Source organism: Paenibacillus germinis, from assembly GCF_013141785.1.
GTDB classification, from domain to species: domain Bacteria; phylum Bacillota; class Bacilli; order Paenibacillales; family NBRC-103111; genus Paenibacillus_E; species Paenibacillus_E phytorum.
The window spans coordinates 63,559-74,129 of record NZ_WHOC01000047.1 but is presented as its reverse complement, the minus strand read 5'-3'; the positions used below and the strand labels follow the sequence as shown (position 1 = coordinate 74,129).

Below are 10,571 nucleotides of genomic sequence, written 5' to 3'. Positions count from 1 at the left end.
AGTTCACATCATAGGTTTTCATGATACCAAATAACATGGGATTATTATCCAATTTTTTTATATTTAATTTCAATTGAGGAGTCCGAATTTGTAAGCGTACCCTCGCGCTGTCTATCGTTATTTTCGTCCACTGAAAGGAAAAAGTAACAAGGAAAGAGAGTTAATACTTTGTTAATAATTCATTTAGATGGATTCAATAAGCGTATATTAAAATAAATGGTAAGGAAACGTTTCCCGCAAATTGTTTTTAAAGGAGAACAAAGATGAAACTTAGCAAAAAATCAATGACTGTACTTTCATTTACGCTTGGAGCTTGTCTATTTGTATCTACCGCTTTCGCCGATACGCTGCTTGGATCCGGGTATGATCGGTTGAAAGATTCAGCCAAAAACACGGCAACTCTGATGGAAAAGGATCTAAAAAACTATACGGTTGAGGCGCTGTATTCATTAAAAGATAATGATCAAACCTTGCTTCAAGCTTCCACCTTCGCGAAAATGGATACAGTAAACCAGCTGTCTGAGGAAAATACGGTGACTAAAACCGCAAAGGGCGAAACCACCTCCAGTTATTCGTATTCCGACAAGAAGCTTTCAGTTAGAAAAAGCGGAATGGATAATACCTATTACGTAACGGAATATCCGGCGGATGTGAACCGCAAAGGGCCAGCTGAATTCAGTAACCCTTTTAAAGAAAACGGAGCAGCGGAGATAGAAAAAATTGTTGACGCTGTAGTTGGCTCTCTGAAAGATTATGTGCAAGTAGAGGAAGGGACTGATGGCGGAAAAGTGTATTCGGGAAGCTTGTCCGAGGCACAGGTGCCGGCCGTTGTGAATGCAGTCTCCTCTTTTGGTATCAAGCAGATGCTTCATGATGAGAGAGATTTACCGAAAATAGAGAGCGATATTTTTGTGAAAAAGGTTGTAGGTACGGCCGTTGAAAATAAAGCAGGCTATCTGGAAAATGTGACGGGTGATATTACCCTGTCAGGAAAAGATAAAAACGGTGTTCAGCATGACTTAAGCTTAAATGTCATTGTAAAGCTTTCAGAGGTTGGCAATACGAAGATTGCCATGCCTGACCTAACAAGCGCAAAGGTTGAGAAGGTCAGTTATTCGGGCGGATTCAGCAGCAAATATGTGGGAACATATAAAAATGATATCATTATGGACAAAGACGGTAAGTTCGAGAAGATTGGCGAGAGAACGGTTGTCATCACAAGCGTAGAGGGCGATAAAGTGACAGGAAAGTATTCAGAAACTGTTTATCCAGGTTTTGAGAGCGAGTATCCAAACAAGGATGCATTTAACTTTGAATACAATCCGGCGACATCTTCAACTTTTACTTACACAGATGCGAAGGGTGAACAGAAAAACGGAACGATTCATCCAAACTCTGCTGGCAAGGTTTATTTTGAAATGAACATAGAGGTCATCGATAAAAACTCGTGGAAATCTAGCAGCTTGAAACCATATTACGATGGAGAATTTAGACGCATATTTGAATAGAAATGATGTTCAGGAGGCTGCTGATGCGGCTTCCTGAGCATTTTTAGGGAGATGATGAATTGACAGTCAAGGCGATTGAAATAAACGACTTAACCAAGTCATTTAAGAATGGCCGGGGTATCAGCGAGTTGAATTTAGAAGTAGATCAAGGGGATATATTCGGTTTTCTAGGACCTAATGGCGCAGGAAAGACGACAGCCATGAAGATGATAACAGGACTTATGAAACCGGATCGAGGCGATGTGAAGATTTTCGGAGCGAGCATTTTAGAAGACTACGTCAATGCGATGAAGCATGTAGGCTGTATGATTGAAACAGCAGAATCGTATCCCTATTTGACGGCAAATGAAAACCTGAAACTGTTTGCGAGGTTCTATCCAGAAGTTGATCAGCGAAGAATCGATGAATGTCTTGAAATCACGGGGATGCTGAAGTATAAGAATGAGAAATCTCAAAAATTTTCGCTCGGGATGAAACAAAGACTGGGGATAGCGGCGGCGATTCTATCGAGACCGAAACTGTTAATTTTGGACGAGCCTTTAAACGGACTGGATGTAGAGGGGATGCTGGAGATGAGGAAGTTGATCAAACAGCTTTCCCAGGAAGGCACGACTTTTTTTATTTCCAGCCACTTGATTCACGATGTGGAACTAACGTGCACAAGAATCGGGATTATTTACGGCGGCAAACTGGTCAACGTAGAATATACCCAAAATATTTTGTCTTATTATTCGTCGCTTGAGAACTATTTTGTTAGTGAGGTGGACAGGAATGGCAGGGTTTAAAGCTGCATTTATGAATGAGGCCGTGAAGCTGCTAAAAAAGAAAAAAATGATGGCTGCCGCGATATTGTCCATTCTTGCCGTAATGATTGGTCAAATTGCCGTAACAACGATAAAGCATGGCCTTGGATTAAGAGTTGTAGGGAGTGTTGAATTTCCCATTGTAGTTCTGTCGTTTATTGCTTATACGCTTTTACCGTTGTTTGCTATTTTTGTAGCGATCGATATGTTTAACGGTGAATCCTCATCGAATACGATGAAAATAACACTTTTAAGACCGGTCTCCAGATTCGGTGTTTTTAGTGCGAAGGTTTTGAATTTAGCTCTATTTATTGCAGGGAATCTTTTGTTTGTCATGGTTCTTTCGCTACTGGCTGGTTTTATATTTAATCCTTCGTCCGCCAGCCTGCTTGGGATCGTAAAGGTCATTGTGTCATATGGCTTAACTTTTTTTCCTGTATTTGTGTTTGCGCTTATCGTCGTGCTGTTATCCAATGTGATTCAGGGAGGACTAGCCGTATTTTTCCTCTCCATTCTTGTGTTTATTGGTTTTAATTTTCTGGGGATTGTGTTCTCATCCTATTCGAGTTTTTTTATCACGTCGATGTTTGACTGGTATACCCTCTGGATTTCTGAATCGATCAATGTTTTTAAAATATTCCGCCAGATATTAATCATGTCAGGTTGTGGTATCATGTTATTTACTACGGGGTATTACTTGTTTGATAGCAAGGATATATAGAAAGGAATATACATGCACTTAACGAAACGTTTTTTCACGATGAATACGCTGGCTGTGCTGCTTTCCATCGGTTTGACGATCCTGGCTGTTATTATTTTTGTTGCTGCTTATACGAAAGTTTTTGGCCGCGAAGCCGATACGAAGGAGTTTCAGAAAGTGTTCGAGGTCAGGGCAGCGATCAGTGAGATCAAAAGAGAAGCGTTGACCTTGGGGTTCGAGCATCTCTTGGATAAGAAGTATCAACAAGAACTCTCTGATCGAGTGAACGTTTTGGGTGCCAGTGCCATCATTTTAGTGGGTAGAGAGGTTTTGTACGCCACTCAAAATTATAATAAGATTGATATCGAGAAAAGCCTAATGATGTCCGGCGACAGGTCTAATCGCGATGAGATAGAGCTTGATGGCAAAACGTATATGTTTACCAGAGCGGATTATAAACTTCCGTCCGGCGAAACGGGCATTCTGCTGCTGCTTGCGCCTATCAAGGTGAAAACAAGCTTTTATATGCTGCTTGGCATCTTTACGGTCAGTTTTTTCACGGTTGTTTTTTTGCTAATGAATTTTTGGATTTCGTATAAGTTCTCACGCGGAATTATTTTACCGATTTCCAGATTAAAGGACGCCGCTATGAAAATCAGGGAAGGGGATCTAAGCGGCGAGATTTCCGAAGAAGGCGAAGGTGAGATTCGGGAATTAGGCAGAACCTTGGAGTTAATGCGGATCAAGTTGAAGGAGTCTGTCTATTTACAGCAAAAATATGATGATAACAGGAAGTTTTTAGTTTCAAGTATTTCTCATGACTTAAAGACGCCTGTGACTTCCATTAAAGGATATATCGAAGGGATTATCGATGGGGTAGCCAAGACGCCTGAGAAAATGGAGGAGTATCTAGAAACCGCCCGATCCAAAGCCATTTTGGTAAACGCGATGATTGATGATCTCCTTTTATATTCTAAGCTCGATTTGAACCAGCTTCCTTACCATTTTGAGAAGAGTGATTTGGCGAGTTATTTCGAGGATTGCGTCGCGGATCATAAATATGAGTGTGAAAAAGCTAATTTATCCTTAGCGTTAAGAAATGAATTAAAGGAGCCTGTCAAAGTATTAATTGATGGTGAAAGATTAAAGAGGGTCGTGCAAAACATTCTTGATAATGCTATGACGTATGCAGAAAAGGCAAATGGAAAGATTGACATTATACTCAGGGAAACGAGAACATCTGCTATTATTGAAATTAGGGACAATGGAAAAGGAATACCCGAGGACAAGCTTCCCTTTATATTTGAACGATTTTATCAGGTAGACCCTTCAAGAAAAAGCGGCAGTGGACTAGGTCTTGCTATAGCTAAGCAAATTGTAGAAGGGCACGACGGGAAAATATGGGCTAAAAGCGCTGTAGGAGAGGGAACCGGGATCATGATATCTCTTAAGAAGTTCTAACATGTCTGGAGGTTATGATGAAAAGAATTTTGATTGTTGAAGATGACCAAAGTATTGCCAATCTGCAAAAGGATTACCTGGAGCTCAGCGGATACTCGGTTAAGATGGTGAACAGCGGCACAGAGGGTTTGAGAGCTCTGAAAGAGGAAGAATTTGAGCTTGTTATATTAGATATCATGCTGCCAGATATGGATGGGTTTGAAGTGTTGAAAACAATACGTGAGCAGGATGATATTCCAGTGCTTTTGGTATCGGCAAGAGCAGAGGAAATTTATAAAATTAACGGTTTAGGCCTCGGTGCGGACGATTATATTACAAAGCCGTTCAGCTCGGGTGAGCTGGTAGCACGAGTTGGTGCCCATTTGAAAAAGTTCGAGCGGATGAAAGAGCGGTTTGGGAAGGGGAATGAGGGAAGCACGATCCAGATTAGGGGCCTTGAGCTTCAAAAAGATGCGAGAAGAGTTTTTGTGAACGGAAATGAAGTCGTTCTGGCCCAAAAGGAATTTGACCTGCTTCTGTTTCTTTTGCAATATCCCAATCGAGTATTTGGCAAGGAAGAGCTATTTGAGAGGATCTGGGGGATGGATGCGATGAGCGACGCCTCTACGGTAACGGTTCATATTGCCAGAATCAGAGAGAAAATTGAGGAAATCCCATCTAAACCCCAGTACATAGGAACCGTTTGGGGATCCGGATACAGGTTTATGGTATGATCCATATTTGAACGATTTTTGCCATTCAGTTCCATGGCGGAAGAAGCTTTATATCTGCAATAATATAATGATGACTTTATTTTTAGCTTATGCTGCCATCATGATCTGGATGTAGGTAAGTTTATGCAGAGGTGTTTGAAATGGACAAATTTGTCTATAAAAAATCTGCAGGTATTACTGCGTTATCAGCAAGTATGACTGAATTTAAGTATAAAAAGCACGCTCACAAGGAGTATGCAATAGGCGTAACATTGCGTGGGATTCAACATTATAACTTGGATGGCAGTCTACAATTATCCTATCAAAATGGAATTATGCTTTTTAATCCAGAACAGGCCCATGACGGAATGGCACATGATAAGGAAGGCCTTGATTATGTGATGTTATATATTGAGCCGCAATTGTTTTTAGAGGTTATGGAGAAAAAGGATATCGTACGTTTTTCAACTCCTATTGTGTATGATCGTAAACTTGAACAACGAATATTAAGTCTTTCTCATGCCATATTAAGCGAAAAAGATGAGGCGTTGTGCAGTGAATTGCTCATATCCCTCACGGATAGCTTGATTCAAACGAATCTTTCTACAGACGACAAAAAAGAGAACGCGCTAATTAGAAAAGCAAAGGATATGCTTCATGCCAACTTAGAACATGTACTTAAGCTTGATGAGATCTCTAAAGAGCTCCATATATCGAAATTTCAGTTTATCCGATTATTCAAGTCTCATACTGGAATTTCACCCTACCAATACTTTCTTAACTGCAAAATCGAACTTGCAAAGCAGTTAATCGAAAAAAATAGAGATATTTATTCAGCAGTAGCTGCATGCGGTTTTGTTGATTTAACCCATTTAAATAAACACTTTAAAAGTGTATATGGAACAACAGCATTTGACTATATATCACATATGTACCCACGACGATGAATCCCACCCTCAAGCTTTGTCTTGGGGGTAGGATTTTTCGTCGTTTTGGGATCAAAATCGTCGAGCAATATCTGCGAGAAGCCTGACTCCATCCCGCAATTGCCCCTCATTGACGAATGAATAGCTTAAGCGGATCCAGGATTGCATCTCTCTGAGTGGATCACAGATCATACCCGGAACAAAAGAGACCGAATGCCGAACGCTTTCTTTCAAAAGCTCTTCTACAGGAATTGCTTCCGGAAGCTTAAGCCACAAATTGAAGCCTCCTTTTGGACTGACCCAACTCCATCCGGTAGTGGATAATTCTTCCTCCACAATTTCTTTTCTTATTTGAAGGGCGATGCGCAGCTTCTCCAAATGTTGTCTAATTCGTTCTGACTCGAAGTAGTGTAGAAAGATTTTCTGGTTGACCAGAGGAGTTCCGTTATCAGCCAACGATTTTGCGGTAATGAGTGGTTTTATCACGGATGGACGACCAATAACGGCGCAAATACGCAGTCCAGGTGCCACATATTTACTGAAGCTGCGGAGATATACAACCCACCCATCTGTATCGTAAGAAAAAATGGGTTGAGGAGGCGGCTGATCAAAATACATCTCGTGTATGGCATCATCTTCTATTAATAAACAGCGATATCGTTCAGCTAGTTCGACAAGCTGCTTGCGTTGGTCTGGAGGAACCGTATACCCTGTAGGATTGTGAAAGGTAGGATTCATATAAAAAATACGGGGTCGGTGCTGTTTCATGAGCATTTCGACTTTCTCCAAATCATAGCCCTCGGGGGAAATGTCGACAGGAATAAACCGTGCACCCTGTTGACGGAAAATATCAAGCGCGGCACTATATGTTGGCCTTTCTACCAAGATGAAATCCATTGGTCTGATGTATACCCGAGAAATTAAGTCAATTGCCTGCTGACCCCCGGTCGTTATTAATAGATCGCTTACTGTCAGTTGAATACTATGATGGCGCTTCATGTACTGGCAAAGGAATTCACGCAGTTCTTCATCCCCTTGTACACTGGAGTAGGTTCCCATTAATTTCGGATAGATGTCGAATACTTTCTTAACATATTCAGATAGGTAAAGATTCGGCAGTAAATTCGGATCAATCAATGATTGGGAAAATTGATAAATAACTGGTACCTGTTGAATTTCAGATAAAGAGTTTTTCAAGTGGCCGGAAGAGGTGATAGGGCTTCTATCCGTATACTCGGAAATAACATGTTCCGTGAAGTCAGGATTTACATAATATCCCGATTTCTCCTTTACATAGACCTTATCGTTTTGTTTCAGCAACTGATACGCTCGAAACACCGTTAGCCGGTGTACCCGGAGTTCTTGGGCGAGCAGCCTAATCGAAGGGAGCTTGTCATGTGCTTTTAACTCTCCGCGCTCGATCCTGGTGATGATATAATCGTATGTTTGTCTAAATAGTAGTTTTGTATCATTTGTCGTTGTGTGCATATTCTTCATACCTTGTTCACTCCCTATTTCACTTATTATATACCAATCCCCCATAATCTGTTCTGCTACCTAGCATCTGTTCTATTGCCTCCCTTGTATAATACATATCAAGAGGGGGAACATCCATGATTATTTTCAATTACTTGCTCGTATGTCTCATTTTTGGTACCACGTTTTTAGCAATAAAGGTAGGTGTCGACGCTTGGGCGCCGCCTTTCTTCTCCGCGGGAATAAGGTTCTTCCTTGCAGGTCTGATATTGTTCTTTTGGATGGTATGGAAGAAAAAAACCAACTTATCGCTTTTAATTCACAAAGAAATGCTGCTTACGGGAATTGGCTTGACATTCGGTACATTCTCTACGTTGTACTGGGCCGAGCAATATGTCTCATCCGGTTTCGCTGCCGTTTTATCTGCTACAGCTCCAATGATGATGCTTGTGCTGCAAACACTTGTCCTGCGGCAGAAGACAACGTCACGATCTGTTTTCGGCTGCATCCTCGGATTCGTTGGAATCGTATTGTTATTGCTTCCACACCTTACAATAACCGCTAATATAAGGTGGATAATCGGATGCGTCGCTATTTTGTTCGGACAGATCTTCTATTCCTCAGGCGCCTTATATTCCAAACGGGTTATTCGGAAATTCCCACAAGCATCGCCCATTGCGCTAAACGCGGCTCAGATGATTTATGGAGGTCTGCTGCTTCTTGTTCTGTCTTTATTCACGGAACATGTGGACATCAAGAGCATGTTGACAACAAAGGCGATTGGGTCACTTCTATACTTAATTGTTATCGGCTCAATGGTAGGGCATAGTCTATTTTATTGGCTCGTCGCCAAAACGAATCCCGTATTTCCGACTACTTGGCTCTATATTTCGCCGACGATTGCCCTTACATTCGGCGTGTTATTTTATGGTGAGACGATCACTTGGGTATCGGCAATAGGGGTGATAACAATTATCACTGGAACAGTTTTTGCCAATCTGGACAGCTTGAAACAATTGATCAATAAGAAGAGAATAGACTCAATACCCGTTAGACAGGCTAAAGTTTTAGACTGAATAAATCGGTATGGATAGGATAGGGCTAAGTTCTTGTCATCTGACACAAATAGAAAAAAACCACCATATATGGTGGCAGGGTTTCCAGAAGCATTTGAATAACTAAGCATCCGGCCATCTTTGAAGGTTGGGTGCATTTTTTTATCCTTCACAGGAGCCATTTATTTGTTTAGATTATTATTTAGCTGTGGTTGGGCTTGGCTTGAGGGAAGAAGCTGTTTTCGATGATAAAGCCCGTAATACAGAATGGCAGAGCACGCGACAACCATTCCAGCTATGAAGTACATCGTATGGTAATTCGTTCTCGAAGCGACAGCGCCAAGTACATAGGAGCCAATCCCATATCCAGAGTCGAAAAGTAAGAAATACGTGCCTGTCGCAAGCCCTCTGCGGTGAGTCGGCGCGGCTTGAATAGCGATGGTCTGAAAGCTGGGAAGCATCGCCCCGAATCCAAGGCCAAGCATACCTCCTGCTACTAAAAATAGGATAGGGGAAGCCGCTATGCTTAGGGTTATCATCCCTAATGTGAAAAGGATGACTCCAGGATATACTAATAAATGAGGACCTGAACGATCAAACCATTTTCCTGTAAAGGGTCTGGATATAACAATCATCAAAGCGAACACCATGAAGAAATAACTCGCATACGAATCCAACCCGATGGTTTTGGCATACACGGAGAGAAACGTAGTAATAGCTCCATAAGAAAAGGCCAACACACTGCCGGCCAAAGAAATTGGCAAAGCCCGCGGCTCAATGAACTTTCTCCAACCAGACTCTGATTTCACGGCCACTCTAGAGATAGTTTGAGGAATACGAATGGTCACTCCCAACAAGAAAGCAAGAAGCGCGAACACAATGCACACACCAAATAGAAGATTATTATTGTGAGTCTGCATAATGGTTAGCCCTAGAAAGGGACCAACAACCATAGCCAAGCTCATGAAAAGGCTGAAATACCCAATTCCCTCACCTTTGCGCCGATCAGGAACAAGCTCGATGGCAACTGCGCCTGCAGCCGTTGTAGCCATTCCGAAACCTATGCCATGAAGAAACCTTAAGCCTAGTAAAAAAGTATATTGATGAACGAGTGGATACAACGCCGTACAAATCATAAATAGCGCAAGCGAGAAAAGTATGATCTTCTTCCGGTTCCATTCATCCATCCACTTACCAGTTAAAGGCCTTAAAATGACGGTTGAAATAATAAATACGGTCATGACTAGACCAATCTGCTGTTGTCCACCATGCAGCGTATCCGTAACGAAGATTGGCAGCGTGACGGCGAGGATGTAAAAAGTCATAAATAAAAAAAAGCTGCTGAAACAGACAGCAACAAAATTACGATTCCACAATTTCTGATTCGTATTCACTGTGAATCCTCCACTTCCTTGATGCATGCATTGGCTTGGTTGGTCAATTGGATGAGCATTCCCCGCAAAATCGATGTTTGTTCCTCCGTAAAACAGCTAAGAACCGAGTCGATTACCTTCTGCTCAATTGGTGTCAGAACATCATTCAAAGCTTTGCCTTGCTTCGTAATAAAGGTAAGAAACGATCTTCGATCCGTCTCATTGGCCCGTCGTTCCACAAAGCCTTTGCGCTCCAATTGATCGAGGATTCGAGTGATATTAGTCTGATCCTTTTCAGCTCGGACCGCCAGTAACTTCTGTGTAATCCCATCTTCATCAGCTAAACGATTGAGTACAGCCCATTGCTCTGTTGTCATATCATACGGCTGAAAATGGCTGTTCAATAACTGTGTCAAACGTCTTCCGGCATGGTTCAAAATAAATCCAAATGAGTTATCCAATCCCAAAATCATTCACCCCACGAAATTAGTTGCTATAGCAATTATATTCCTAGCAAATAAATTCGTCAATAAAATGAATCCCGAGATGTATAACATTTTCGAGAACGGACATATTA

Annotated in this window: 10 protein-coding genes; 7 read left to right on the top strand and 3 right to left on the bottom strand. The window is 41.6% G+C overall.

Annotated elements, in window-relative coordinates; all coding sequences use genetic code 11:
- Positions 1 to 263 precede the first annotated feature (263 nt).
- The 6 genes from GC102_RS09960 to GC102_RS09935 all read left to right on the top strand — a co-directional run bounded on the left by GC102_RS09960 (position 264) and on the right by GC102_RS09935 (position 6,111).
- Entirely contained in the window at positions 264 to 1,508 is a 1,245-nt protein-coding gene (locus GC102_RS09960) for a hypothetical protein (RefSeq protein WP_171689372.1), read from the top strand.
- 59 nt (positions 1,509 to 1,567) lie between these two features.
- A complete protein-coding gene (locus GC102_RS09955; protein WP_171689371.1) occupies positions 1,568 to 2,293 on the top strand; it encodes an ABC transporter ATP-binding protein in 726 nt (241 codons plus the stop codon).
- A complete protein-coding gene (locus tag GC102_RS09950; protein ID WP_171689370.1) occupies positions 2,280 to 3,032 on the top strand; it encodes an ABC transporter permease in 753 nt (250 codons plus the stop codon). Before GC102_RS09955 ends, GC102_RS09950 begins: the two co-directional genes overlap by 14 nt.
- Positions 3,033 to 3,044: 12 nt before the next feature.
- Positions 3,045 to 4,472 carry a sensor histidine kinase gene (locus GC102_RS09945; protein ID WP_171689369.1) on the top strand — a complete coding sequence of 476 codons (1,428 nt, stop codon included), beginning with the start codon at positions 3,045 to 3,047 and terminating at the stop codon, positions 4,470 to 4,472.
- Between the two features lie 17 nt (positions 4,473 to 4,489).
- The gene (locus tag GC102_RS09940; protein WP_171689381.1) at positions 4,490 to 5,185 is read left to right on the top strand and encodes a response regulator transcription factor; all 696 of its coding nucleotides are present in this window, start codon (positions 4,490 to 4,492) and stop codon (positions 5,183 to 5,185) included.
- A gap of 140 nt (positions 5,186 to 5,325) precedes the next feature.
- Positions 5,326 to 6,111 (top strand): AraC family transcriptional regulator, encoded by a 786-nt coding sequence (locus tag GC102_RS09935; RefSeq protein ID WP_171689368.1) that lies wholly within the window; start codon positions 5,326 to 5,328, stop codon positions 6,109 to 6,111.
- A gap of 51 nt (positions 6,112 to 6,162) precedes the next feature.
- On the opposite strand, the gene GC102_RS09930 is transcribed toward GC102_RS09935, so the two are convergent.
- On the bottom strand, positions 6,163 to 7,587 hold the full coding sequence (locus GC102_RS09930) for an aminotransferase-like domain-containing protein (RefSeq protein WP_246320838.1): 1,425 nt from the start codon (positions 7,585 to 7,587) through the stop codon (positions 6,163 to 6,165).
- A gap of 116 nt (positions 7,588 to 7,703) precedes the next feature.
- On the opposite strand from GC102_RS09930, the gene GC102_RS09925 reads away from it, so the two are divergent.
- Positions 7,704 to 8,642, top strand: coding sequence for a DMT family transporter (locus GC102_RS09925; RefSeq protein WP_171689367.1), 939 nt, complete (start codon positions 7,704 to 7,706; stop codon positions 8,640 to 8,642).
- 161 nt (positions 8,643 to 8,803) lie between these two features.
- On the opposite strand, the gene GC102_RS09920 is transcribed toward GC102_RS09925, so the two are convergent.
- A complete protein-coding gene (locus tag GC102_RS09920; RefSeq protein ID WP_312883218.1) occupies positions 8,804 to 10,015 on the bottom strand; it encodes an MFS transporter in 1,212 nt (403 codons plus the stop codon).
- Positions 10,012 to 10,461, bottom strand: a complete 450-nt coding sequence (locus tag GC102_RS09915; RefSeq protein WP_171689365.1) for a MarR family winged helix-turn-helix transcriptional regulator — start codon at positions 10,459 to 10,461, stop codon at positions 10,012 to 10,014. The genes GC102_RS09920 and GC102_RS09915 overlap by 4 nt, the downstream gene beginning before the upstream one ends.
- Positions 10,462 to 10,571: the final 110 nt, after the last annotated feature.

Bases quoted from the DNA above. Each gene is read 5' to 3' on its own strand.
- GC102_RS09960 (WP_171689372.1), top strand. From the start codon at position 264: ATGAAACTTAGCAAAAAATCAATGACTGTACTTTCATTTACGCTTGGA.
- GC102_RS09950 (WP_171689370.1), top strand. From the start codon at position 2,280: ATGGCAGGGTTTAAAGCTGCATTTATGAATGAGGCCGTGAAGCTGCTA.
- GC102_RS09945 (WP_171689369.1), top strand. From the start codon at position 3,045: ATGCACTTAACGAAACGTTTTTTCACGATGAATACGCTGGCTGTGCTG.
- GC102_RS09940 (WP_171689381.1), top strand. From the start codon at position 4,490: ATGAAAAGAATTTTGATTGTTGAAGATGACCAAAGTATTGCCAATCTG.
- GC102_RS09935 (WP_171689368.1), top strand. From the start codon at position 5,326: ATGGACAAATTTGTCTATAAAAAATCTGCAGGTATTACTGCGTTATCA.
- GC102_RS09930 (WP_246320838.1), bottom strand. From the start codon at position 7,587: ATGAAGAATATGCACACAACGACAAATGATACAAAACTACTATTTAGA.
- GC102_RS09925 (WP_171689367.1), top strand. From the start codon at position 7,704: ATGATTATTTTCAATTACTTGCTCGTATGTCTCATTTTTGGTACCACG.